Origin of the sequence: Aliiroseovarius zhejiangensis (genome assembly GCF_014656375.1) — a bacterium.
In the GTDB taxonomy this organism is placed as follows: domain Bacteria; phylum Pseudomonadota; class Alphaproteobacteria; order Rhodobacterales; family Rhodobacteraceae; genus Aliiroseovarius; species Aliiroseovarius zhejiangensis.
This window is the reverse complement of record NZ_BNCH01000002.1, coordinates 458,067-483,391: the sequence shown is the minus strand read 5'-3', so window position 1 is coordinate 483,391 and position 25,325 is coordinate 458,067. Positions and strand designations below refer to the sequence as shown.

General features: G+C 60.2%; 23 protein-coding genes and 1 tRNA gene. 11 read left to right on the top strand and 13 right to left on the bottom strand.

Going from position 1 to position 25,325, the window contains the following annotated elements:
• Positions 1-13: 13 nt before the first annotated feature.
• The 6 genes from IE188_RS07045 (at position 14) to ilvN (ending at position 5,566) form a co-directional block, all read left to right on the top strand.
• The gene (locus IE188_RS07045) at positions 14-544 is read left to right on the top strand and encodes a cytochrome b (protein ID WP_191285748.1); all 531 of its coding nucleotides are present in this window, start codon (positions 14-16) and stop codon (positions 542-544) included.
• 178 nt (positions 545-722) lie between these two features.
• Positions 723-1,259, top strand: a complete 537-nt coding sequence (locus tag IE188_RS07040) for a DUF2852 domain-containing protein (RefSeq protein WP_191285747.1) — start codon at positions 723-725, stop codon at positions 1,257-1,259.
• Positions 1,260-1,353: 94 nt separating this feature from the next.
• Positions 1,354-1,842: an RDD family protein gene (locus tag IE188_RS07035; RefSeq protein ID WP_191285746.1), complete on the top strand. Its 489-nt coding sequence runs from the start codon at positions 1,354-1,356 to the stop codon at positions 1,840-1,842.
• Between the two features lie 120 nt (positions 1,843-1,962).
• Complete coding sequence (locus tag IE188_RS07030; protein WP_191285745.1) at positions 1,963-2,814, top strand: arginyltransferase; 852 nt, start codon at positions 1,963-1,965, stop codon at positions 2,812-2,814.
• 417 nt (positions 2,815-3,231) lie between these two features.
• Entirely contained in the window at positions 3,232-4,986 is a 1,755-nt protein-coding gene (locus IE188_RS07025) for an acetolactate synthase 3 large subunit (RefSeq protein WP_191285744.1), read from the top strand.
• Positions 4,987-4,999: 13 nt separating this feature from the next.
• On the top strand, positions 5,000-5,566 hold the full coding sequence (gene ilvN, locus IE188_RS07020) for an acetolactate synthase small subunit (protein ID WP_191285743.1): 567 nt from the start codon (positions 5,000-5,002) through the stop codon (positions 5,564-5,566).
• A 96-nt stretch (positions 5,567-5,662) separates the two neighbouring features.
• Here ilvN and IE188_RS07015 read toward each other — a convergent pair whose 3' ends face one another.
• From IE188_RS07015 to pdxH, 6 genes are all read right to left on the bottom strand, one after another.
• Positions 5,663-5,995 carry a hypothetical protein gene (locus IE188_RS07015; protein ID WP_191285742.1) on the bottom strand — a complete coding sequence of 111 codons (333 nt, stop codon included), beginning with the start codon at positions 5,993-5,995 and terminating at the stop codon, positions 5,663-5,665.
• 402 nt (positions 5,996-6,397) lie between these two features.
• The gene (locus tag IE188_RS07010; RefSeq protein WP_191285741.1) at positions 6,398-10,105 is read right to left on the bottom strand and encodes a vitamin B12-dependent ribonucleotide reductase; all 3,708 of its coding nucleotides are present in this window, start codon (positions 10,103-10,105) and stop codon (positions 6,398-6,400) included.
• Between the two features lie 562 nt (positions 10,106-10,667).
• Positions 10,668-10,744: transfer RNA gene (locus tag IE188_RS07005), tRNA-Pro, on the bottom strand.
• 79 nt (positions 10,745-10,823) lie between these two features.
• Positions 10,824-11,279 (bottom strand): DUF192 domain-containing protein, encoded by a 456-nt coding sequence (locus tag IE188_RS07000; RefSeq protein WP_191285740.1) that lies wholly within the window; start codon positions 11,277-11,279, stop codon positions 10,824-10,826.
• A 46-nt stretch (positions 11,280-11,325) separates the two neighbouring features.
• A complete protein-coding gene (locus tag IE188_RS06995; RefSeq protein WP_191285739.1) occupies positions 11,326-11,877 on the bottom strand; it encodes a cold-shock protein in 552 nt (183 codons plus the stop codon).
• 114 nt (positions 11,878-11,991) lie between these two features.
• Entirely contained in the window at positions 11,992-12,597 is a 606-nt protein-coding gene (gene pdxH, locus IE188_RS06990; protein ID WP_191285738.1) for a pyridoxamine 5'-phosphate oxidase, read from the bottom strand.
• Positions 12,598-12,765: 168 nt separating this feature from the next.
• On the opposite strand from pdxH, the gene fabI reads away from it, so the two are divergent.
• Positions 12,766-13,584 (top strand): enoyl-ACP reductase FabI, encoded by an 819-nt coding sequence (gene fabI / locus IE188_RS06985; protein ID WP_191285737.1) that lies wholly within the window; start codon positions 12,766-12,768, stop codon positions 13,582-13,584.
• A gap of 12 nt (positions 13,585-13,596) precedes the next feature.
• A complete protein-coding gene (gene gpt, locus IE188_RS06980) occupies positions 13,597-14,100 on the top strand; it encodes a xanthine phosphoribosyltransferase (RefSeq protein WP_191285736.1) in 504 nt (167 codons plus the stop codon).
• 158 nt (positions 14,101-14,258) lie between these two features.
• Here the strand turns inward: gpt and IE188_RS06975 are convergent, their stop codons facing one another.
• The 3 genes from IE188_RS06975 to prfA form a co-directional block, all read right to left on the bottom strand.
• Complete coding sequence (locus tag IE188_RS06975) at positions 14,259-14,825, bottom strand: DUF4167 domain-containing protein (protein WP_191285735.1); 567 nt, start codon at positions 14,823-14,825, stop codon at positions 14,259-14,261.
• 250 nt (positions 14,826-15,075) lie between these two features.
• Complete coding sequence (gene prmC / locus IE188_RS06970) at positions 15,076-15,936, bottom strand: peptide chain release factor N(5)-glutamine methyltransferase (RefSeq protein ID WP_191285734.1); 861 nt, start codon at positions 15,934-15,936, stop codon at positions 15,076-15,078.
• Complete coding sequence (prfA, locus tag IE188_RS06965; protein WP_191285733.1) at positions 15,933-16,988, bottom strand: peptide chain release factor 1; 1,056 nt, start codon at positions 16,986-16,988, stop codon at positions 15,933-15,935. The genes prmC and prfA overlap by 4 nt, the downstream gene beginning before the upstream one ends.
• A gap of 73 nt (positions 16,989-17,061) precedes the next feature.
• On the opposite strand from prfA, the gene IE188_RS06960 reads away from it, so the two are divergent.
• The gene (locus IE188_RS06960) at positions 17,062-17,355 is read left to right on the top strand and encodes a hypothetical protein (RefSeq protein ID WP_229836586.1); all 294 of its coding nucleotides are present in this window, start codon (positions 17,062-17,064) and stop codon (positions 17,353-17,355) included.
• On the opposite strand, the gene IE188_RS06955 is transcribed toward IE188_RS06960, so the two are convergent.
• The 3 genes from IE188_RS06955 to IE188_RS06945 form a co-directional block, all read right to left on the bottom strand.
• On the bottom strand, positions 17,352-17,804 hold the full coding sequence (locus IE188_RS06955; RefSeq protein WP_191285732.1) for a DUF1499 domain-containing protein: 453 nt from the start codon (positions 17,802-17,804) through the stop codon (positions 17,352-17,354). The two genes, IE188_RS06960 and IE188_RS06955, sit on opposite strands and share 4 nt — an antisense overlap.
• A gap of 197 nt (positions 17,805-18,001) precedes the next feature.
• Positions 18,002-18,964, bottom strand: a complete 963-nt coding sequence (gene speB / locus IE188_RS06950; RefSeq protein WP_191285731.1) for an agmatinase — start codon at positions 18,962-18,964, stop codon at positions 18,002-18,004.
• Positions 18,965-19,045: 81 nt separating this feature from the next.
• Complete coding sequence (locus tag IE188_RS06945; protein WP_191285730.1) at positions 19,046-20,209, bottom strand: M20 aminoacylase family protein; 1,164 nt, start codon at positions 20,207-20,209, stop codon at positions 19,046-19,048.
• A 54-nt stretch (positions 20,210-20,263) separates the two neighbouring features.
• Between IE188_RS06945 and mazG the strand changes: the two genes are divergently transcribed.
• On the top strand, positions 20,264-21,109 hold the full coding sequence (gene mazG, locus IE188_RS06940) for a nucleoside triphosphate pyrophosphohydrolase (RefSeq protein ID WP_191285729.1): 846 nt from the start codon (positions 20,264-20,266) through the stop codon (positions 21,107-21,109).
• Between the two features lie 82 nt (positions 21,110-21,191).
• Complete coding sequence (locus tag IE188_RS06935) at positions 21,192-22,208, top strand: Fe(3+) ABC transporter substrate-binding protein (RefSeq protein WP_191285728.1); 1,017 nt, start codon at positions 21,192-21,194, stop codon at positions 22,206-22,208.
• A 57-nt stretch (positions 22,209-22,265) separates the two neighbouring features.
• On the opposite strand, the gene uvrA is transcribed toward IE188_RS06935, so the two are convergent.
• A complete protein-coding gene (gene uvrA / locus IE188_RS06930; protein ID WP_191285727.1) occupies positions 22,266-25,136 on the bottom strand; it encodes an excinuclease ABC subunit UvrA in 2,871 nt (956 codons plus the stop codon).
• Between the last annotated feature and the right edge of the window lie 189 nt (positions 25,137-25,325).

Below are 25,325 nucleotides of genomic sequence, written 5' to 3'. Positions count from 1 at the left end.
ATCGGAGGCCATCATGACCCGCTATCACCCCCTACTGGTTGCCCTGCACTGGATCCTTGCCGGGCTTGTCATCGGTGCCCTGATCATGGGCAGTCAGGTGCTGGCCGCCCTGCCCAATGACAACCCCGACAAAATGTTCAGCCTGCGCGCCCATATGACGGTCGGGCTGGTGATCGGCGCGCTGATGCTGGTGCGGTTGGTTACGCGGTTGAAAACGCCGCACCCGCCCAAGGCGGACGCAGGCAACGCCCTTCTGAACACCGGCGCACGCGCAGCGCATTGGGGGCTGTATGTGCTGGTATTGCTGATGGTGGCCAGCGGGATCGGGATCTCGATCACCGCCGGGCTGCCCGCCATCGTGTTCGGCGGATCGGGCGACCCCCTGCCCGAGACCTTCAATGACCTGGCCCCGCGCGCGGCGCACGGGATCATTGCCACCTTGCTGGCCCTGACGATCCTGGCCCATATCGCAGGCTGGCTGTATCATCAGTTTGTGCTGAAAGACGGGCTGATCCGTCGCATGTGGTTCGGTCCGCGCGGCTAATCCGCTTGAAACCCCTGCAAGAGCCGTCGATTTTCGGCGGCTTTTTTCGTTTCACCTCAATGCTTTGGCCAAATAATGTAAAAAAGTTTTACATTACCCCTTGATGGCGGGACAGAAATACCCACATCCTAGTCATGTGAAAGACATTCACATTCAACGCCAACAACGGAGACCTGACATGAACACCGCCGCTCAAACCGACTTCCCCGCCGCCCCGCGCGGCTGGTTTTCGCGAAGCGAAGCATGGCTGGATGAGCGCGGCAAAGGCGCTTGGATCGCGGTCATGGTCATCAGCTTCATCTTCTTCTGGCCCATCGGGCTGGCCCTTCTTGCCTATATGATCTGGAGCAAACGCATGTTTTCGAAATGCAGCCACAGCCGTTCCACCGACTCGACCGCCTGGAAAGATGCACGCTATGCACGCCGCCACGGTTTCTCGTCCTCGGGCAACACCGCGTTCGATGCCTACAAGGCGGAAACCCTGCGCCGGTTGATGAGCGAGCAGGAGGCATTCGAAGCCTTCCTGGAACGCCTGCGCGCGGCCAAGGACAAGTCCGAGTTCGACCAGTTCATGGAAGAACGGGCAAATGCCGCCAAGGCTGCCCGCGACGAGGCATATGACGACGACTTCGCCGACGACTATGCCGACGCCGAAATGGACGATGTCGAGGTGCTGGACGAACCCGCCCGCGACAAGAAGAAGAAAAAGTCGTAAATCGACCGCTGACACTTACATAGGTGACAGCCCCGCCCGGCCCCTGAATTTGGGCCGGGTGTCTGCCGACAAACGCAAGCACACAGGACCGACCATGTCTGACTATTCTCATGCCGACCATCGCAATGACCACGGTCGCCGTCCCTATTGGGGTCTGCCCGATCCCGTCACTCAGGCCGAGTTCTACGCCGATGTCACCCTGAAGCGCCTGTTTGCCTGGCTGATCGACGTGGTGCTGATTGCCGCAATCTGCGTGCTGATCAGCCTTCTGACCTTCGGCATCGGCTTCTTCCTCTGGGGGCTGATCTATCTGGCGGTCAGCTTCGTCTATCGCGTGACGACCTTGTCGAACGCGTCGGCGACGCTGGGCATGCGCCTGACCGCGATCGAGCTGCGCACCCATCGCGGCGAACGGTTCGACCGCACCACGGCCGCGCTGCACACGCTGGGCTATTTCGTGTCGATGTCGACTTTTGTCGTGCAACTGATTTCCATCGTGATGATGTGCACCACACCGCGCGGACAAAGCCTGGTCGACATGATGCTGGGCACCGCAGCCGTCAACCGCGCCGCCGGACGCTGACTCCGGGTCAGTTTATCTGAGGCGCCCCGGCGCGTTCCATTTACCTTATGCGCGCCGGGGACTTGCCGGATCAGGTTCTCCGGGCTAACTTTTGAACACTTGAACAATCTTGAAAGTGTCATGCGACATACTTTACCGCTCGCACCCCAGTTCTACGTCACCGCGCCGCAGGAATGTCCCTACCTGGATGGCCGGATGGAACGCAAGTTGTTCACCGCCCTGCAGGGCGAACATGCAAATACCCTGAATGACACCCTGTCCAAGCAAGGCTTTCGCCGGTCGCAGAACGTGCTCTATCGCCCGTCTTGCGCCGAATGTTCGGCCTGCCTGTCGGCACGTATCCGGGTGTCGGATTTCGTGCCCACAAAAGGCCAGCGCCGCACGATGAAGCGCAATGACGATCTGGAACGCCGTGCCCGCGCGCCCTGGGCCAGCGAAGACCAGTACGAGCTGTTCCGCCGCTATCTGGACACGCGCCATGCCGATGGCGGCATGGCCGATATGGATGTGTTCGAATTTGCCGCAATGATCGAGGAAACGCCGATCAAAAGCCGGGTGATCGAATATGCCGAGCGTGGCGCCGATCAGACCCCGGGCGACGAACCCACCGGCCCCCTGCGCGCCGTCTGCCTGACTGATGTGCTGGATGACGGCTTGTCGATGGTTTATTCCTTTTACGACCCCGATCGCACCAGAACCTCGCTTGGTACGCATATGATCCTGGATCACATCCAGATCGCACGCGAGGCTGGCCTGCCCTATGTCTATCTGGGCTATTGGGTACCAGGTAGCCCCAAGATGGATTACAAGGCCCGCTTTTCGGCGCTGGAGATATACCGCCGCGGCCAATGGACGCCGCTCAGGGGGGACGAGGATTACAGCGCAGAGCTGCATCCGCTCTCAACCGACCCGATCGCCGAACAGGTGGCCGGGATCACCCTGCCCGACACCGCAAAATCCGGCGGCAGCTGACGGACAGCCCCACGCGCGTCCATGCGCACCGCCATATCCGCGAACCAACTGCAAACCCCGTCCGACCCCAACCAGACGACCGCTGCGCCATGCGTCGGACCGACCCCGAATTTCCATAAGTTGCGCCACCTTCGTCAAAAACGTCCTAAAATTACAATTTTTTCCAACCTGCGACACTTTATTCGTCCTTTTCACGGTTGACGCCCCTCACCCCCCCTCATAATGTCGCGCCCATATTGTCAAACCGCCCCACCGCGCAACCGGGGGGCACAGCCAGGGAATATGTTGCGATGCGCAGCGTCCTCGTCCTTGTAAGAAAATGGCGCATGGGCCGGTAACGGAACCATATTGGATCCCCATGCGCCCCCGAAAATCGGGGGCTTTTTTGTGAAGAACGCACGTGGAACGGAGAGAGTGATGACACGTCAGATGAACGGAGCGAAAATGGTGGTGCAAGCCCTGAAGGATCAGGGTGTCGACACGGTATTCGGCTATCCGGGGGGCGCGGTCCTGCCGATCTATGACGAGATTTTCCAGCAAAACGACATCCGTCACATTCTGGTGCGTCACGAACAAGGCGCGGTGCACGCCGCCGAAGGCTATGCGCGGTCAACCGGCAAGCCGGGCGTGGTCCTTGTGACCTCCGGCCCCGGCGCGACCAACGCGGTGACGGGTCTGACCGATGCGCTGCTGGATTCCATTCCCATCGTCGTCCTGACCGGGCAGGTGCCGACCTTCATGATCGGCACCGACGGGTTTCAGGAGGCGGACACGGTCGGCATCACCCGCCCCTGCACCAAACACAACTGGCTGGTGAAAGAAACGGACAAACTGTCTGCCGTCATCCACGAGGCGTTCCACGTGGCAACAGCCGGTCGTCCGGGGCCGACGCTGGTGGATATTCCAAAAGACGTGCAGTTTGCGACAGGGGACTACACCCCGCCCGCGAAGGTCGAAACAAGTCACTATACACCGCAACTGCGTGGGGACATTGACGCGATCACCGATCTGGTGGCCGCGATGGAAACCGCCAAACGGCCGATTTTCTATACCGGTGGCGGTGTCATCAACTCGGGGCCCGAGGCCTGCCAATTGCTGCGCGAACTTGTGGATGCCACCGGGTTTCCCATCACCTCGACCCTGATGGGGTTGGGTGCCTATCCCGCAGGTGGCGAACACTGGCTGGGCATGTTGGGCATGCACGGTCTTTATGAGGCCAACATGGCCATGCATGACTGCGACCTGATGATCTGCGTCGGCGCGCGGTTTGACGACCGGATCACCGGGCGGATCGACGCCTTCAGCCCGGGGTCGAAAAAGGCCCATATCGACATTGATCCCAGCTCGATCAACAAGGTGATCCACGTGGACATCCCGATCATTGGTGATGTGGGCCATGTGCTTGAAGACATGCTGAAAATCTGGAAAGCGCGCGGCCGCAAGACCAATGGCGAGGCGCTGAAAAACTGGACCGCCAAGATCGAGGAATGGCGCGGGCGCGATTGCCTGGCCTATCAGCCGGACGACAAGGTCATCCAGCCGCAATACGCGATGGAACGGCTTGAGGCGCTGACCCGCGACAAGGATCGCTATGTCGCCACCGAAGTGGGCCAGCACCAGATGTGGGCCGCGCAGTTCCTGGGTTTCAACGACCCCAACCGCTGGCTGACCTCGGGTGGGCTTGGCACGATGGGCTATGGCCTGCCCGCATCGCTGGGCGCACAAATTGCGCATCCGGATGCGCTGGTGATCAACGTGGCGGGGGATGCAAGCTGGTTGATGAACATGCAGGAAATGGGCACCGCCGTTCAGTTCCGCGCACCGATCAAGCAGTTCATCCTGAACAATGAACGGCTGGGCATGGTGCGCCAGTGGCAGGAGCTTCTGCACGGCGAACGCTACAGCCACAGCTGGTCGGAAAGCCTGCCCGATTTCGTGAAACTGGCCGAAGCGTTTGGCTGCAAGGGCCGGCAGGTGTCCGATCCGGCCGAACTGGATGACGCCATTCAGGAAATGATCGACTATGACGGTCCTTACATTCTGGATGTTCTGGTCGAAAAACACGCCAACTGCTTCCCGATGATCCCGTCGGGCGAGCCGCATAACAAGATGCTTCTGGGCGAAGCCGAGACGCAGGGCGTCATCGGCTCCTCGGGCGCAACGCTGGTTTAAGGAGGGTCTGTAAATGTCTGCACTGAAGATCAAAAAAGGCTCGTCACGCAAATCGGCTTATGACCTGCGCGATCCCAATTCCGATGTGATCGAACGCCACACGCTGGCCATCGTGGTCGACAACGAGGCAGGTGTTCTGGCCCGCGTCATCGGGTTGTTTTCCGGCCGGGGGTACAACATCGAAAGCCTGACCGTGGCCGAAGTCGATCATCTGGGCCACCTGTCACGCATCACCATCGTAACCACCGGCACGCCCGCCGTGATCGAGCAGATCAAGGCGCAACTGGGCCGGATCGTGCCCGTTCACGACGTGCATGACCTGACCGTCGAAGGCCCCGCCGTGGAGCGTGAACTGGCTTTGTTCAAGGTGGAAGGCGCGGGCGACAAGCGGGTCGAGGCACTGCGCCTCGCCGACATTTTCCGCGCCAATGTGGTGGATTCGACGCTGGACAGCTTCGTGTTTGAAATCACCGGCACGACCGAGAAAATCTCGGCCTTTGCCGAGCTGATGCGCCCTCTGGGCCTGATCGAGGTGGCCCGTACCGGCGTGGCCGCCCTGTCGCGCGGCGCAACCGGATAAACGCGGGCGCCACGCCCCCACCGCCCGCCATGTCGAATGGCGGGCGTTTTGTTTATTCATCAGTAAACCGGCAGGATCTGCCCTTCCCGTGCCTGATCAGGCGACGACGCGCAGGGCGGGCCGCGTGTCTGCCCCGTCGAACTCTACCCGGTCCGGATCCTGCCCGTCTTGTTCCGACCTGCCGAAACTGCTTAGCACTTGGGCCGGGTCGATCCCGCCCATGATCACGCCGACCGCTTCGATGCGGCTGACCATACGAAAGCCGTTCGCCTCGTCAAAATCGAACCAGATCTGCGAACCGCGTTGCAGTTTGCCAACGCCCTCTGGCGCGACAATCTCGGGACCGATGAACGCCAGCGGTCCCTGATCCTCGCACCAGACCATGCCAACGCTCTTATCGGCGTTGTACCATAGGATTATCCCCAACATATTTCTTCTCCACTTCTGGTGGATATTTTACCGGCTGGATATGGCAGGAACAGGGCAAATCTTCGCCCATGACAAGAAAGCCTTAACTATTTTTCATTTTTTGGTTTTTTTGGCCCCAATCCCGGTGCTTGGCGCCGATTGGTGCCGTAACGTCAACTTTTGCACCCCCACGCCTGGACCGGGCCGGGAATCAATGGGGCAATGCCCGGTCTTTTCAGACCCGGCACAGACCGAACCACAAAGAAAAAGGGGCGCCCAAGGGCACCCCAGTTTCGCTGATAAGGCTCTTGATTAATACCGCCCGGTAGTTTTTGCCTGCGGCCTTATCCGCGTCAGGGGGCGAGCGCACCCGCCCCGTGTCCGTTTGGGCTGGCGGTCGCGACCACCCTGCCCGGTATGGTCTCAGCTACAGCCCGTGGTCGACCCGCAGGTGTTGCATTTCATGCAGGTGCCGTTGCGCACCAGCGTGTAGTTTCCGCATTCACCACAGGGATCGCCCTCGTAGCCCTGCATCTTGGCCTTGGTGCGCGCGTCGATCTTGTTGATCGTTCCCGCCGACACTGCGGTTTCGCTGACCAGCGTTTCGGTGACGGTGGTTTTCACCCCTGTCGTTTCAGGCACCAGTGTGTTCAGCACCCCGACCGGATCGGTTCCGGTCAACACCGACCCACCGGCCTCGGCCCCGCCTTGCAGCACCACCAGCTCTTGCGGCAGGCGCTTGCGCAGATAGCCGGTCGAGCTGATTTGCTTCAACACTTCCAATGATTTGGAGGCCGCCGTTTCGGTGATTTCCTGCACGTTCGACACGCCTTCTTCCTCGCCGCGCCCCAGATCATCGAAGCTCGCGCCTTCGGGCTTCACATGCGCCAGGTCGGTGCGGTCCAGATAGGACACCGCCAGTTCGCGGAAGATATAGTCAAGGATCGAGGTCGCATTTTTGATCGAATCGTTGCCCTGCACCATGCCCGCCGGTTCGAACTTGGTGAAGGTGAAGGCATCCACGAACTCCTCCAGCGGCACACCGTATTGCAGGCCCACGGACACCGCGATGGCGAAATTGTTCATCATCGCGCGGAAGCCCGCGCCTTCCTTGTGCATGTCGATGAAGATCTCGCCCAGATTACCGTCTTCATATTCGCCGGTGCGCAGGTAAACCTTGTGACCGCCGACGATGGCTTTCTGCGTATAGCCCTTGCGGCGTTCGGGCAGCTTCTCGCGGCCGCGCGCCACCTCTTTGATCACCACTTTTTCGATGATCTTCTCGGCCAGCGTCACCGCCTTTTCGTGGGTCGACCCCGAGGCGAGGATTTCCTCGGCCTCTTCGTCATCTTCAACCAATGCAGCGGCCAAAGGCTGGCTGAGTTTCGAGCCGTCGCGGTAAAGCGCGTTGGCCTTGATGCCCAGCGACCAGCTGAGTTCGTAGGCCTTCTGGCAGTCCTCGATCGTCGCGTCATTCGCCATGTTGATGGTTTTCGAAATCGCGCCGGAAATGAAGCTCTGCGCCGCGGCCATCATGTAGATATGGCTGTCAACACTCAGGAAACGCTTGCCTTTCTTGCCGCACGGGTTGGCACAGTCGAAGACGTTGTAATGCTCTTCTTTCAGATGCGGCGCACCTTCCAGGGTCATTGTGCCGCAAACGTGATCGTTCGCCGCGTCGATATCCTTGCGGGTGAAGCCCAGATGGCTGAGCAGGCTGAAATCGGGGTTGTTCAGCTTTTCCGCCGGAATGCCCAGAACATTGGTGCAGAACTCCTCGCCCAGCGTCCACTGGTTGAACACGAACCGGATGTCGAAGGCCGATGGCAGTGCTGCTTCGATCTTGTCGATCTCGCTTTCGCCGAAACCATGGCCGATCAGGGTCGTGTGGTTGATGCCCGGTGCATTGCCAAGGGTGCCGTGACCGACGGCGTAGCTGATGATTTCCTCGATCTCGGACGAGGCATAGCCCAGTTTTTCAAGGGCTGCGGGAACCGAGCGGTTGATGATCTTGAAATACCCGCCCCCGGCCAGCTTCTTGAACTTCACCAGCGCGAAATCGGGTTCGATCCCCGTGGTGTCGCAATCCATCACCAGACCGATGGTGCCGGTGGGTGCAATCACGGACACCTGCGCGTTGCGATATCCGTGCTTTTCACCCAGCGCCAAGGCTTCGTCCCATGCGCCCATCGCCAGATCGACCAGCTTGGCGTCCGGGCAATTGGCGTGATCCAGCGCCAGCGGTTTGATCTCAAGGTTCTCATAGCCCTCGGTCGCGCCATACGCCGCCGTCCGGTGGTTGCGGATGACCCGCAGCATGTGATCCTTGTTGCGCTCAAATCCTTCGAATGCGCCCAATTCGCCCGCCATTTCCGCAGACGTGGCATAGGACACGCCCGACAGGATCGCGGTCAGCGCGCCACACATCGCCCGGCCTTCGGGCGAGTCGTAGCCGTAGCCCATGTTCATCAGCAGACCGCCGATATTGGCATAGCCCAGACCCAGCGTGCGGAAGACATAGCTGCGCTCGGCAATCTCTTTCGACGGGAACTGCGCCATCATCACCGAGATTTCCAGCGTGATGGTCCACAGGCGCGTGGCGTGCATGTAATCCTCGGCCTGAAACACGCCGTCTTCCAAGAAGGTCAGCAGGTTCATCGAGGCCAGGTTGCAGGCGGTGTCATCCAGGAACATATATTCCGAACACGGGTTCGAACCGCGAATCTCGCCGTCTTCCGGGCAAGTGTGCCAGGCGTTGACCGTGTCGTGATACTGAATGCCGGGGTCGGCACAGGCCCATGCGGCGTGACCGATCTGGTCCCACAAATCGCGCGCCTTGATGGTCTTGGCGACCGAACCATCGGTGCGGCGGATCAGTTCCCAATCGGCATCAGCTTCGACGGCTTTCAGATACGCATCGGTCACACGCACCGAGTTGTTCGAGTTCTGGCCCGATACGGTCGCGTAGGCCTCTGAATCCCAATCCGTGTCATAGGTCGGGAACTCGATCGAGCCGTAGCCCTGCTTGGCGTAGTCCAGCACGCGCTTGACGTAAACCTCAGGGATTGCAACCTTTTTCGCGGCACGAATGGCGTCTTTCAGGGTGTCGTTGACCTTGGGGTCAAAGGCATCTTCCTCGGCGCCATCCCATGCGCGGATCGCGGCGAAGATGTGGTTCAGATGCTCTTCGTGCATCTTCGAACCTGCCACCAGCGACGCGACCTTCTGTTCCTCTTTGACCTTCCAGTTGATGTATTCCTCGATATCCGGGTGGTCGCTGTCCACAATCACCATCTTGGCCGCACGGCGCGTCGTGCCGCCCGACTTGATCGCACCGGCAGCCCGGTCGCCGATCTTCAGAAAGCCCATCAGGCCCGAGGATTTGCCACCGCCGGACAGCGGCTCGTTTGCGGCACGAAGCGACGAGAAGTTAGTGCCGGTGCCCGAGCCGTATTTGAACAGACGTGCCTCACGCACCCACAGATCCATGATGCCGCCATCGCCCACCAGATCGTCACCGATCGACTGGATGAAACACGCATGGGGCTGCGGGTGTTCATAGCTCGACTTGGATTTGGTCAGCTTGCGGGTCTTGTGATCGACGTAATAATGACCCTGGGCCGGGCCGTCGATGCCGTAAGCCCAATGCAGACCGGTGTTGAACCACTGGGGCGAGTTGGGCGCGGCGCGCTGGCTGGCTAGCATATGGCGCATTTCGTCGAAATAGGCCTTGGCGTCGGCTTCAGTGGTAAAATAGCCACCCTTCCAGCCCCAATATGTCCACGCGCCTGCCAAACGGTCGAACACCTGCTTGGCCGATGTTTCACCGCCGAAGCGGTCCTTTTGCGGCAGTTCCGCCAGCGCCTTGTCGTCAGGGACCGAGCGCCACAAGAACTCCGGCACGCCTTTTTCTTTCACGCGTTTCAGGGCGGCGGGCACACCGGCCTTGCGGAAATATTTCTGCGCAATCACGTCCGAGGCGACCTGGCTCCATTCTGCGGGCACTTCGCACGCGTCCAGTTTGAACACAACAGTGCCGTCCGGGTTGCGGATTTCGGATGTTGTGGTGACAAAATCCAGATCGGAATAAGCGTCCTTGCCTGCCTTGGTAAATTTGCGTTCGATTTTCATTGTGCCCCGTCGGTCCTTCGTGCGCTGTGGTGGTGCGTGTCTGGGCACGCCTTCACCCTTTCAAATTCCGCTGACCACAAAGGACAATCAAAGGCACAGACCCCCTGTCCCCGGGCTCACATGTAATGGCCCCGGTTTGGTGCGACCGGTCGGTCAAGGTTTGGTGTTTCACTGTCCTGCTGTAACCTGCCGCCACTATATGTTGTGGCTTGTTGATCAGCACGCACAAGGTGGCGTATCGAACCCCAATAGGTCAACAGAAACTTACCGACTATCCACAACTCTTTTGCGTTGACCTTGATCGGCGATTGAGACAGCGCAGATTAACCACTTGATTCCTCGCAGGCCACGCCCTGTGGATGGTTTCCGATTTTTGCAACGGGGCGGCGGACTTAAAGCCAAAACGCAAAGCATCACCTGAATGCAGCTGGCAAATCGACCCTCGAACCGGCCCGCATATGTGCGCAACCCGACGCCCCTTTTCTCCGACATCTCGGATGACCACGACACGGGGGCTGACGACCCCGAACAGAATCACGATGAGATCATTCGAAAGGAAAAATGGTCGGGACGGCAAGATTCGAACTTGCGACCTACGGTACCCAAAACCGTCGCGCTACCAGGCTGCGCTACGCCCCGAACGCCCCTTCCTTAACGGGGGTTCAGGACGATGAAAAGGGCAAATTGACAGCAGGAGCGATCTTCGCGCCCCGTCCGGTCAATCAGTCGGGGGACAAGGCCATGCTGCAATCGACTGGTCCAGATCGGGATGGCGCAGCACGGTGCCTTCGCCGATGCCAAATCGTTGTGCAAGACCGCCATTGATCTCAAGCACGGCCTGAATGTCCGGCCCGCCGGGGATGGGGGTCAGATCATGTGGAATGGCATTCGAATGCACGCGCGCCACCGTGCCGTCAGCCTGCAAAAACAGCATGTCCAGCGGGATCAACGTGTTTTTCATCCAGAAACTGACCGATTGGGGCGTTTCGAACAGAAACAACATGCCATGCGACACTGGCAGGCTGTCACGATTCATCAGACCAAGGGCGCGTTCACCGGGGTCGTCGGCCACCTCGACCGAGAAGCGCGCCTGCCCCCAGTCGCCGCGCAGGTCCACATGGCCCGGATCGCAGGTCTGGGCCTGGACCGGGGCGCACAGAAGAAGGGCGCCCATCACGGACGCCCCGAATGTCAAAAACCGCTTCCACATGGCGCGACCGTCAGTCCCTGTCAGATGGCGTGTGATCGGTCGCCGCATCCCAGGACGAGACACTGACCGCCATGCAGCCCCGCTTGCCCGCCGCCGAGCGCAGGCCGATCGCTTCGCCTGGTTGCAAATCGGCAAGACCCGACCGCCGCAACACTTCGACATGGATGAACACGTCTTCCGAGCGCCCGAACACATTGGCAAAGCCGAACCCCTTGGCCTTGTCGAACCATTTGACCCGCGCAGGCTCCAGCGGGCCGACGCTGTCGGGATCGACGGCACCTTCGGCAAATTCCTCAAGCTGGTGTTCGGACCCGCCTGCGGGCGGTTCGATGGACAACACGTTGACGGCCTGGCGCCCGCGTTCGGTGGATTGCACCGAAATCTCGATCACCGATCCGTCCGCGACAGAGCTTTGGCCGAAATTGCGCAACACATTGGCATGAAGCAGAATATCTGCCCCACCTTCATCCGCGATCACGAACCCAAACCCTTTGCTTGGATCAAACCATTTAACCTGGCCACGCAGCACGACGGGATCATGCGCGTCATTTCCTTGCGCCATAATTGTCCTCAAATCATTCTCATCCCCGCCCATACTATTGAGGCCTTTGATTTCCGGGTGCAAGTGTTTAACACTTATACTTTTAGGCAGGTATAGCACGAAAACCCAATTTTTCTAAGGGTTTAATCTTTCCACTGACCACGAGTCATTTTTTTGATTCCGGCGCCAGCGGAACCGGTCGTGAAGGCGAAACGCGCCGTCGGCCCAGAACTCGATTTCGACGGGACGGATGCGATATCCTCCCCAGAACGGGGGGCGCGGCGGGTTGGGGCCATGGGTCGCGGTCACCTTCGCCACCTCGGCCATCAGGGCGGCACGTGATGCCAGTGGCTGACTTTGATGTGACGCCCAGGCGCCCAGCCGGCTTTTCAGCGATCGGGACGCGTAATAGGCATCCGCCTGCGGTCCCTCTTCGCGTTCAATCACACCGCGCACGCGGATTTGCCGACGCAGGCTTTTCCAATGCATGACGAAGGCGGCCTTGCCGGCACCGTCAAGCTCCTGCGCCTTGGCGGATCCGTAGTTCGTGTAAAAGACAAAAGCATCGTCTTCGATGTCCTTCAACAGCACCATGCGCGTGTTCGGAAGCCCGTCGGCATCAACCGTGGCCAGCGCGATGGCATTGGGGTCGTTGGGTTCGGTTTTCTCGGCCTCGGCCAGCCAGTTGCGCGCGATCACGAAAGGGTCGTCGCCTGCAAATATCCCGCCACGTTCCGCCATTCCGGCCTCCTTTTCGTTCACGATCAACGATATGGCCAAACATATGACCTGCGCGGTTCCGTGCCAACTGTGTTACAAACCCCGAAAGGTGGCACAGCCACAGACTTGAAGAGACAGGACCAATCGCCTAAACGGGCATAACGGAGTATCTCGGGACGGGGAACCAGAATGTCGACCGAATTGATGAAGGGCAAACGCGGCCTGATTATGGGACTTGCAAATGACAAGTCCATCGCCTGGGGGATCGCGAAAGCCTGTGCCGACGCAGGGGCCGAACTGGCGTTCTCGTATCAGGGCGCAGCATTGAAGAAACGCGTCGATCCTCTGGCAGCCCAATTGGGGTCGGATCTTGTGCTGGAATGCGACGTGGCCGATCAGGGTTCCATCGACAGGTTGTTCAACGCACTGAAGGACAAATGGGGCAAGCTGGACTTTGTTGTCCATGCCATCGGTTTCTCGGACAAGAACGAGCTTCGCGGGCGGTATGTCGATACCAGCCCTGAAAACTTCCGCGTCACGATGGATATTTCGGTCTATTCCTTCACCGCCGTCGCCCGTCGCGCAGCGGATATGATGCCGGATGGCGGATCGCTTTTGACACTGACCTATTACGGCGCCGAACAGGTCATGCCGCATTACAACGTGATGGGCGTGGCCAAGGCTGCACTTGAAGCCTCGGTGCGTTACATGGCCGAGGATCTGGGCAAGGACGGCATTCGCGTGAACTCGATTTCTGCTGGACCGATCAAGACGCTCGCGGCTTCGGGCATCGGTGATTTCCGTTATATCCTGAAATGGAACGAGCTGAACTCGCCCCTGCGCCGCAACGTGACCATTCAGGATGTCGGCAACTCGGCCCTGTATCTTCTGTCCGACCTCGGCTCGGGCGTCACGGGTGAAACGCATCATGTGGACAGCGGCTATCACGTCGTCGGCATGAAGGCGGTTGACGCCCCCGATATCGACGTGGCCACGGGTCGCAAGTAAGGAGCATCCGACATGAGCGACCGCCTGCCCCACGAAAAAGGTTTTCATATCAGCTGGGACCAGATCCATCGCGACAGCCGGGCACTGGCCTGGCGGTTGGACGGTCAGGGCCCAAAAGACACCGGCTGGCGCGCGGTGGTTGCGATCACCCGCGGCGGTCTGGCCCCGGCAATGATCGTCGCGCGCGAGCTGGATATCCGCACCGTCGACACCGTTTCGGTCAAATCCTATCACCATCAGTCACAGGGCGAAGCCGAGCTTCTGAAAGCCCCGGATGCCGAGATGATGGGCGATGGCGAAGGCATTCTGATCATCGACGATCTGGTCGACACCGGCAAGACACTGGAACTGGTGCGCAAAATGTATCCCAAAGCGCATTTCGCCACCGTCTATGCCAAACCCAAAGGCCGCCCGCTGGTGGACACCTTCATCACCGAGGTCAGCCAGGACACCTGGATTTTCTTCCCGTGGGACATGGCGCTGCAATATGTCGAACCGTATCGCGGCACGGATTAAGCGGCACCGCCCAAGCGACCCGATGCAACAGACAATTAAAGCCTCGCCATTTGGCGGGGTTTTTCTTTTGCGACACGCGCACCAAAAACAAGAAAAAACCCGGCGCTGGGTCACAGGCCGGGCCTTTTATCGGTGCAACTAAGCCGGATTGGCCTGCTTTATTCGGCCGCCTCGGGCGCATCCGGGGTGCCGCCGCTTTCACCACCGCTGGTGCCTTGCGCTTCAGATTTGGCAGGCTTGCGGGGTTTGCGGGTCCGGGTGGGCGCCTTCTTGGGCTTGCTTTCGGGGGTATCGACCAGCCCGCTTTCTGCAGTGTCATCCACCACATCCGGCTGTGACACGATATCGGGCTGATCGCCCTCGCCTGCCGCTGCCTGAGCAGATTTGCGTTCGGCACGTGCTTCACGCTCTTCTTTCTCGCGTTGCTGGCGTTCACGGTTTTGCTGCTCGGATTGCTGCCGGCGGGCTTCCATTTCGCGCTGCGCTTCGCTCAGAAGGCGGGTGTAATGTTCGGCATGCTGCTGAAAATTCTCACCTGCCACCCGGTCGTTCGACAAAAAGGCGTCGCGCGCCAACTGGGTGTATTTGTCGATGATCTGCTGAGGCGTCCCGCGCACTTTGCCTTCGGGGCCCGAACTGTCATAGACGCGGTTGATGATGTTACCCGGATTGTTCCGGTTTCGGTTCGACTTGTTATTCCGCGAACGTGATTTCGGCGATCTCATCAGCTTGTTTTTCCAGCTTTGGCTTCCATCGCACGGAAAGATCCCGTGCTGTGTTTTCGAACCAGACACCAATCTGCGTCCCATCGTTCGAATTGTAGGGCTTACCAGCAGCGGCTGTCACAAGGACTGCAACACTGCTAGGACCTGATTGTCACGTGGACCGTCGAAACACAAGCCTTATCTGGCAAAAACTGATCGAAACGGGGAAATTTGCCGGATTTCAGCAGGTTTACCGGCTGAAGCACCCTGCTCACGCCGGTCTGCCGGGCTTTTGGGGCCGCCTTCCGGTCACCACGCGGTCATGGCCGGACAGGTCTTTCAGAACCTCAACCTTGGTAAAGCCGTCCTGCTGAAACAGGTCCCGCACCGCCGCGCCTTGCCCCGCGCCGATCTCGACCATCAGATGGCCGCCTTCGGTCAAGTGCTCCGGCGCGCGGGCGATGATCTGACGATAGGCCCCAAGCCCGTCACCACCGGGGGTCAGAGCCAGATGCGGCTCCCAGTGTCGGACCTCAGGGGCCAGTTCCGCCATCTCGGATTCCGAGATATAGGGCGGGTTCGATACGATCAGGTCAAAACGTGCACCATTCGGCAGCGGGTCGAACCACGACCCTTGGTGAAACGTCGTTCGGTCCATGACCCCCAGTGCGCGTGCATTGTCTTTTGCCACCGCAAGAGCTGCGGCCGAAAGATCGCCCCCCTGCCCCAGCGCATCCGGCCGTTCTGCCAGCAATGTCAACAGGATACATCCGGATCCGGTGCCAAGATCCAGAACGGTTGCAAACGGCACCGTAAGGGCAGCATCGACCAGAAGCTCGGTGTCCGGGCGCGGGTCCAGCACATCGCCCGTCACGGTGAAGTCCCGTCCGTAAAACGCGCGCGTGCCGATGATCTGGGCGACCGGCTGGCGATGACTGCGGGCGGCAATGGCACGTTCATAGGTCGAGGCGTCATCCGGCGACACCTCGTCCGGCAACACCAGCGTCAGGCGGCTGCGATCAATGCGCAGAACATGGGCCAGCAACACGCGCGCATCGCGGGCCGGGTCTTCGACGCCAGCTGACCTCAGCCGGTGCGTTGCCGTGACCAGTAACGCGGTGCCGGTGGTCATGCGTCCATATCGGCCAGTTGCGCGGCCTGATCTTCGGCAATCAGGGCGTCGATCACCTCGTCCAGATCGCCCGCGATGATCTGGTCCAGCTTGTAGAGCGTCAGGTTGATCCGGTGATCCGTCATGCGCCCCTGCGGAAAATTATAGGTGCGGATCCGCTCTGATCGGTCGCCCGACCCCACCTGCGCCTTTCGATCCGCGGCGCGCGCGTCATCGACCCGCTGGCGTTCCAGATCAAACAGCCGCGTTTTCAGAACCTGCATTGCGATCTCGCGGTTGCGGTGCTGGGATTTTTCCGAACTCGTTACGACGATCCCGGTCGGCAGGTGTGTGATCCGCACGGCACTGTCGGTGGTGTTCACATGCTGCCCGCCCGCACCGGATGAACGCATCGTGTCAATGCGCAGATCGTTCGGATTGATCTGGATGTCCACGTCCTCGGCCTCGGGCAGGACCGCGACCGTTGCTGCCGACGTGTGAATGCGCCCGCCGCTTTCGGTTTCCGGCACCCGTTGCACCCGGTGTACCCCGCTTTCGTATTTCAGACGGGCAAACACGCCCTCGCCCTTCACATGGGCCACGACCTCCTTGATGCCGCCCAGTTCGGAAAGGGATTGCTCCATGATCTCGAACTTCCAGCCGCGTGCTTCGGCATAGCGTTGATACATCCGCAGAAGATCGGCGGCGAACAGCGATGCCTCGTCGCCGCCGGTGCCGGGACGGATTTCGATCATCGCGGGGCGGGCGTCGGCGGCGTCCTTGGGCAGCAGGACCAACCGCATCGCCTGTTCGACCTCGGGCAGCCGTTCTTTCAATGCGGGCAGTTCTTCCTCGGCCAGTTCGCGCATCTCCGGGTCGTCCAGCATCGCTTCGGCCTCGGCGATGTCATCCAGAAGGCGGCGATAGGCGGCGATTTCCTCGACCACCGGCTTCAGTTCGGCATATTCACGCCCGACCTGCGCAATCTCATCCCCCGACAGGCCTTGGGCCATGCGGGCTTCCAGTAACTCGAACCGTTCCGTGATCGCAGAGAGTTTTTCCAAAGGAACCATGCTGGCGGTGTCCCTTATCACAGGGGTTTGGTCAAGAGCCGCGTTTGTGCTAACCTTGGGTATGTTCAGGATATTGCCCCTAATCTTCGTCGCGGGCGGACTGTTCGCAGACCCGGTGATGGCGGATGTCACCACATCGGGGGGCAAGGTCATTGACTGCTATTGCACCGACACCTCCGGCAGCCGGGTCGAGCTGGGCGAGAGCATCTGCCTGTTCGTGGGGGGCCGTGCCTTCATGGCCCGGTGCGAGATGAGCCTGAATGTGCCGATCTGGCGTGACACGGGCAAAGGCTGTGTCTCGGCAGAGGTGGCGAGTCCGTCGGCATTGCCCAACACCGATGCCCCCATCAACCTGCCCGCGCTTTAGAACTCGTCGTCGATATTGTCGTCGTCAAGATGCCGTAGCTGATCAAGCCATGCGTCCACACGGGCCTCGTTCACGCCCATATCGCTTTTGCCATAGACCAGATGGGCATGAATATGCAGAGCGTCCCCGGCGACCCAGGCGACCGTGATGTCGGGAAAGCCGATCCGGCGCGACCGGGTCACAACGGCGAACAGGTCGTCTTCCTGATACTTCATGTGAGTGCGCGGGGTTTCCAGCGCAATCCAGGCCAGGTGATCCAGCGCCCCCTCTGGCAAGATGCTGAGCGGGATCACATACTTGACGCCACCCGGCATCCGGTGCGTGCCGGGATTGTCCGGACCGGGGCGGGCCGAGAACCTTTCGGATGGCAGCGGGGCAAGACGCACCCAGCCAAGCGCGAGAACGGCCAGAAACAGGACACCCAGAAATGCAGAAACGAAATAATTCACACACGCCCCCGAACCCTCCGCCCCCCAGCGGATCGTGACAAAGCAACTGACGCTAGCGATAGATCAGCGGGGCAAGGGCCGCAACCCTTATCCTGCCATGGGCTTTGCGGCGGGTGGTGAACATGGTCATGTGGCAACGCAATCGGGTGTGACGCGCGGCAAGTGTGACAGAGGTGCGCAGCGACACATAGCGGCGGTCAGCCGCGCCGTGTTGTCGCCCACAGGTTCAGAATTTCCATCGCCACATGCGCCCCCGCGATGGCGGTGGCGCCCGTCGTGTCAAAGGGTGGCGAAACTTCGACCACGTCGCCGCCCACAATGCTGATCCCCGCAAGATCGCGCAGGATGATCGACGCTTGTGCCGAGGTCAGCCCCCCCCAAACCGGCGTCCCCGTGCCCGGTGCAAAGGCCGGGTCCAGCGCGTCGATGTCGAAGGTCAGATAGGTCTTGCGGTCGCCCAGGATCGACTTGATCTTGTCCACAACGGCGGCGGGGCCGGTTTCATGCACCTCGCGCGCGTCAATGATGTTCACGCCCATCGTATCGGCGTTATGGGTGCGGATGCCCACCTGAACCGAGCGGGCCGGGTCGATCAGCCCCTCTTTCACCGCCTTATAGAACATCGTGCCGTGATCCACGCGCGTTATGTCGTCATCGGCCCATGTGTCCGTGTGTGCATCAAACTGCAACAGGCTCAGCGGCCCGTGTTTTTTCACATGCGCGCGCAGGATCGGGAAGGTGATATAGTGGTCTCCGCCCAACGTCAGACAGGCGGCACCCTGATCCAGAATACCCGTGATATGCGCTTCCAGAGCGGCGGGAAACTGGTCGATATGCGCATAGTCAAACGGCATGTCGCCGTAGTCGGCAATCGCAAATTCGCTCATCACATCGAAATCCCAGCCATAGGCCTGATCGGGTGATTGCAGGCAAGATGCCTCGCGGATCGCGCGTGGGCCAAGGCGGGTGCCGGGCCGGTTTGTGACCGCTTGGTCAAAAGGAATACCCGTGACCGCGATGTCGACGCCTGTCAGGTCTTTGGTATAAGTGCGGCGCAGAAACGACATGGCCCCGCCAAAGGTGTTTTCAAAGGCCAAGCCCTTGAACCCGTCCCGCGTGAACGCGGTATCAACCTGAGTTTTTGCGTCTTCCAAAGCCATGGCAGCCTCCCCTGTTTGTGATCGGTTAGCACAGGTTTTCCGCTCTGGCCAGATAATTTGATCAAATTGCGCTATATGCTGTCAGACCGGGTTCAACCGCTCGACCAGGCGGGCGAAGAAGCTGGCCCCATAAGGCGCGGCATCGTCATTGAAATCATAGGCCGGGTGATGGACGCCAGCCCCGTCTTCTCCCTGCCCCAGAAACAGATAGGCACCGGGGCGTTCTTCCAGCATATAGGCAAAATCCTCGGCCCCCATCTCGCGCCCTTCATTGGCCCGCACACGATCGGCCCCACTGATCTCGCGTGCCACGTCGGCGGCCTTGGCCACGGCGTCCGGGTCGTTGATTGTGGGCGGGTAGCCCAGTTCATAGTCAATCTCGGCCGTCACACCGAAACTGGCCGCCTGCCCCCCGATCACTTCGCGCAGGCGGCGCTGCACCATCTGGCGCACCTCGGGGGTGAAGGACCGGATGGTGGCGGCAAACCACGCGTCCTCGGGAATGATATTGTCCGCCGTCCCGCCGCCGATCATCGTGACCGAGACCACCAGATTGTCCATTGGTGACAGATTGCGGCTGACGATGGATTGCACCGCCTGCACCATCGACACGACCGCCATGATCGGATCGACCGTGTCCTGCGGATAGGCCGCGTGCCCTCCCCGCCCTGTCACCTTGACCCGCAGCGTGTCGACCGCAGCCATGATCGGGCCGGGCGTGGTATAGAACTTGCCCACCTCATGCCCCGGCATATTGTGCAGGGCATAGACCTCGGCAATGTCGAACCGCTCCATCATCCCTTCGTCACACATATATTTCGCACCACCGTCGATTTCCTCGGCCGGTTGGAAGATCAGCGCGACGCGGCCCCGAAAGTTCCGCGTTTCCGCCAGATAGCGCGCGGCCCCCAGCAACATGGTGGTGTGCCCGTCATGGCCACAGGCATGCATCCGCCCCGGCACGGTCGAGGCATAGTCAAGCCCCGTCGCCTCGTCCATCGGCAGGGCGTCCATGTCGGCGCGCAAGCCGATGGTCGGACCGTCCCCCTGCCCGTTGATGATCCCCACAACGCCCGAGACACCGATTTTTTCGTGGATCTCGTCCACGCCAAACCTGCGCAGGTGTTCGACGACATAAGCCGCGGTTTCATGGCATTCCAGCCCCAGTTCGGGGTGGGCATGGATATGCCTCCGCCATGTTTTCATGTCGTCCGCAAATTCGCCAATGCGGTTGATGATCGCCATGACTTCCTCCTATCAAGGGTGCGATGAAACAATCCTGATTTGGACCCTGATGCAATGAGCAAAACGCGCGATCTTTCCCCGTCTGACAAATTGGTGCACGACCCGCAAGGGGGGATGGATCGGTTGCGCGAGATCATGCGCCGCCTGCGCGATCCACAGACCGGGTGTCCTTGGGATATTGAACAGAGTTTCGCCACCATCGCCCCCTATACGATCGAAGAAGCCTATGAAGTGGCCGATGCGATCGAGCGTCAGGCCTGGGACGAGTTGAAGGGCGAATTGGGCGATCTGCTGTTCCAATCGGTCTTTCACGCCCAAATGGCGGAAGAGGCCGGGATGTTCACATTTGACGAGGTGGCCGACACCATGTCCGACAAGATGGTCGCCCGCCACCCGCATGTGTTCGGCGACGAATCGCGCGATAAATCCGCCGAACAGCAGACCCGCGATTGGGAGACCATAAAGGCGGCGGAACGTGCGGGCAAAGCTCAGAAGGGGATACTGGACGGTGTCGCGATCGGCCTGCCTGCCCTTCTGCGCGCGGTGAAGTTGCAAAAACGCGCGGCCCGCGTCGGGTTTGACTGGCCCGATATCGGCCCCGTTCTGGACAAGATTACCGAGGAAGCGCACGAGGTGGCCGAGGCCCGCGACACGCTGGGACCAGAAGAATTGCGAGACGAAATCGGGGATTTGCTGTTCGTGGTCGCCAACCTGGCACGTCACCTGAATGTCGAACCGGAAGAGGCCCTGCGCCATGCCAATGCGAAGTTTGAACGCCGCTTTCGCGGGATTGAACGGCGCCTGGCCGCCGAAGGGCGTAGTCCTGAACAGGCCACGCTGGACGAAATGGACGCCCATTGGGAGGCCGAGAAACGGGCAGAGCGGGCGGGCAGCAATTAATTTCCGATTGATTTAATCAGGTATTGACCCAAGCAAAAGACTCAGGTTTAAGCGCGTCAACGAAATGAAGGAGACTCGCGTGATGAACACAGTTCGCACACTCGCCTCGGCCTCGATCCTGGCCGCAACCCTGATCCCCGCCGCTGCCAGCGCCGATGAGGTCAATGTTTATTCCTATCGTCAGCCCGAGCTGATCCAGCCGCTGACCGATGCCTTTACCGAAGAAACCGGGATTGCTGTCAATGTCGCCTTCCTGAACAAGGGCATGATCGAACGTCTGGAGGCCGAGGGCCAACGCAGCCCCGCCGACCTGATTTTCACCGTCGACATTTCGCGTCTTGCCGGTGTGGTGGATGCCGGTCTGACCCAGCCGGTGGAAAGCGAAACGCTGAACGCCAATATCCCTGCCGAATACCGCGATCCCGGCAACCAGTGGTTCGGCCTGACCACCCGCGCCCGCATCGTCTATGCCTCGAAAGAGCGCGTGGCCGAGGGCGAAGTGACCACCTATGAGGATCTGGCCGATCCCAAGTGGAAAGGCCGCATCTGCACCCGCTCAGGCACCCACGCCTATACGCTGGCGCTTGTGTCGGCCTATATCCAGCACCACGGCGCGGAAGAGGCCAAGACATGGCTGGAAGGCGTGAAAGCCAACCTTGCCCGCAAACCGCAAGGCAACGACCGCGCACAGGTCAAAGCGATCTGGGCCGGCGAGTGCGACATCGCGATCGGCAACACCTATTACATGGGCAAGATGCTCAGCGATCCCGAACAGAAGGCTTGGGCTGAAAGCGTGAACGTGACATTCCCTGTCTTTGAAGGCGCAGGCACCCATGTGAACGTGTCGGGTGTTGCATTGGCAAAACACGCGCCAAACAAGGACGCCGCCATCAAGCTGATGGAATTCCTGTCCTCGCCCAAAGCGCAGGAAATTTATGCCGCCGACAACTTCGAATACCCGATTGCGCCGGGCACGGAAGCGGTGGACCTGGTCAAAAGCTGGGGCAGCTTCACACCGGATGGCGTCAACCTGATGGAAGTGGCCAGTCACCGCGCCGACGCGCTGAAGCTGGTGCAAGAGGTTGATTTTGACGGCTGATCGTCATCACGGATAAAAACGTCAAAGCCCGGCTGTTCAGCCGGGCTTTTTCGTGGCTCATTCCCCCGCCTTGCGCATCGGCGTCAGCATTTGCGCCAGATAGTGTCCTGTATAGCTTTCCGCCACCTGTGCGACCTCTTCCGGGGTGCCGGAGGCCACGATGCGCCCGCCTCCGTCGCCGCCTTCCGGGCCAATATCAATCAGATGATCGGCGGTCTTGATCACATCCAGATTGTGTTCGATCACGATGACCGTATTGCCCTGATCGACCAGTTCATGCAGCACCTCAAGCAGCTTGCGCACATCCTCGAAATGCAGGCCGGTGGTCGGTTCGTCGAGGATATAGAGCGTGCGCCCGGTCGAGCGTTTGGACAGCTCTTTCGACAGTTTCACCCGCTGCGCCTCGCCCCCTGACAGGGTCGTCGCCTGCTGGCCCACCTTGATATAGCCCAGACCCACCCGCATCAGCGCATCCATCTTGTCGCGGATCGAGGGCACGGCCTGAAAGAAGGTCTGTGCATCCTCGACCGTCATGTCCAGCACATCGGCGATGGACTTGCCCTTGAACTGCACCTCAAGCGTTTCGCGGTTATAGCGTTTGCCCTTGCAGGTTTCGCAGGTGACATAGACGTCGGGCAGAAAATGCATCTCGATCTTGATGACACCGTCACCCTGACAGGCCTCGCACCGCCCGCCTTTGACGTTGAAGCTGAAGCGACCGGGCTTGTAGCCGCGCGTCTTGGCTTCGGGCAGCCCGGCGAACCATTCGCGAATGGGGGTAAACGCCCCCGTATAGGTCGCCGGGTTCGACCGCGGCGTGCGCCCGATGGGACGCTGGTCGATGTCGATGACCTTGTCCAGATGCTCCAGCCCCTTGATGGTCTCGCAGGGCGCGGGCGTCTGGCGCGCACCGTTCAGGCGCATGGACGCCGTCTTGAACAGCGTTTCAATCGTGAGCGTGGATTTGCCCCCGCCCGACACGCCGGTGACGCAAACGAACTTGCCCAGCGGGAAGGTGGCGGTCACGTTTTGCAGGTTGTTGCCCGTCGCTTTCACCACTTTCACCGCTTTGCCGTTGCCCTTGCGCCGCCGGGCGGGCACCGCGATTTCGCGGGTGCCGGTCAGGTATTGCCCGGTGATCGACGCCTCGCAGGCGGCAATATCGGCGGGCGTGCCGTGGGCGATCACATCGCCCCCATGCACCCCGGCCCCCGGCCCCATGTCAAAGACATAATCGGCCTCGCGGATGGCCTCTTCGTCGTGTTCAACGACAATCACGGTGTTGCCCTGATCGCGCAGGTTTTTCAGCGTGGTCAGAAGCCGCCCGTTGTCGCGCTGATGTAACCCGATGGAGGGTTCGTCCAGCACATAAAGTACCCCGGTCAGCCCCGACCCGATCTGGCTGGCCAGACGGATGCGCTGGCTTTCGCCACCCGACAAGGTGCCGGAGTTGCGGCTGAGCGTCAGGTATTCCAGACCCACATTGTTCAAAAACCCCAGACGTTCGCGGATTTCCTTCAGGATGGCGCGGGCAATCTCGTTTTTCTGGGCGGACAGATGATTGGGCGCATCCTCGACCCAGGCCAGCGCCTCGCGGATCGACATTTCGACCACCTGCCCCACATGCAACAGCGCCTTCCCGGACCCGATTTTCACGGCCAAGGCTTCGTCGCGCAGCCGATACCCACCACAGGCGCCGCAAGGGCGGTTGTTCTGATAGCGTTCAAACTCCTCGCGGATCCAGTTCGAATCCGTTTCGCGATAGCGGCGTTCCATATTGGGGATCACACCTTCGAAGGGCCGCGTTACCTCATAGACCCGTCCGCCCTCGTCAAAGCGAAACTTGATCTCTTCCTCGCCCGATCCATACAGGAACACCTGCTGTACATGTTTGGGCAGGTCTTTCCATGGCGTGTTCTTGTCGAACTCGAAATGGCGCGCAATCGACTCGATGGTTTGGAGGAAATAGGGCGACTTGCCCTTGCGCCACGGGGCCAGCGCCCCGTCATAGATTTGCAGCGTGGCATCGGGCACTACGAGTCGTTCGTCAAAGAACAGCTCCTTGCCCAAACCGTCGCAGACCGGGCACGCCCCGAACGGTGCGTTGAAGGAAAACAGGCGTGGTTCGATCTCGGGGATGGTAAAGCCCGAAACCGGACAGGCGAAATTTTCCGAGAAGGTGATGATCTCGCCCTCGCCTTCTTTCGGGGCGGTCTCGAACAGGGCGATCCCGTCGGCCAGATCAAGGGCCGTGCGGAAGCTGTCGGCCAGCCGTTGCTCCATCCCTTCGCGCACAACGATCCGGTCGACCACCACGTCGATATTGTGGCGAAACTTCTTGTCCAGCGTGGGTGGGGCGTCCAGCTCATACATCTCGCCATTGACCTTGACGCGCTGGAAGCCTTTTTTCTGAAGCTCTTGAAATTCCTTGCGATATTCGCCCTTACGGTCGCGTACGATGGGGGCGAGCAGATAGGCGCGCGTGCCGTCCTCCATCTGCATCACGCGGTCGACCATATCCTGAACCTGCTGGGCTTCGATGGGCAGACCCGTTGCGGGGGAATAGGGCGTGCCCGCGCGGGCAAACAGCAGGCGCAGATAGTCGTAAATCTCGGTCACGGTGCCCACGGTCGAGCGCGGGTTCTTCGAGGTCGTCTTTTGCTCAATCGAAATCGCCGGCGACAGCCCTGCAATGTGATCCACATCGGGCTTTTCCATCATGTCCAGAAACTGCCGCGCATAGGCCGACAGGCTTTCGACATAACGCCGCTGCCCTTCCGCATAGATCGTGTCAAACGCCAGCGAAGACTTGCCAGACCCGGACAGCCCGGTGATCACCACAAGCTGGTCGCGCGGAATATCCACGTCGATGGATTTCAGGTTGTGCTCGCGCGCACCGCGGACCTGTATTTCTTTCAACTCGGCCATTCTGACCCCCAGTTCACAATTCTTTAACGGTTAGGCCAAACCGCGTGGCGGGACAATCGAAAAGTTAGAACATTTGCGGAACATGCGCAAACCTGCCGCCTCCCCCGGTCGGTTATATTCACTTTTGTGAATTATTTATCACAACCCATTGACCCGAATACGCACCCAACTATATCCCGGATCAAACCC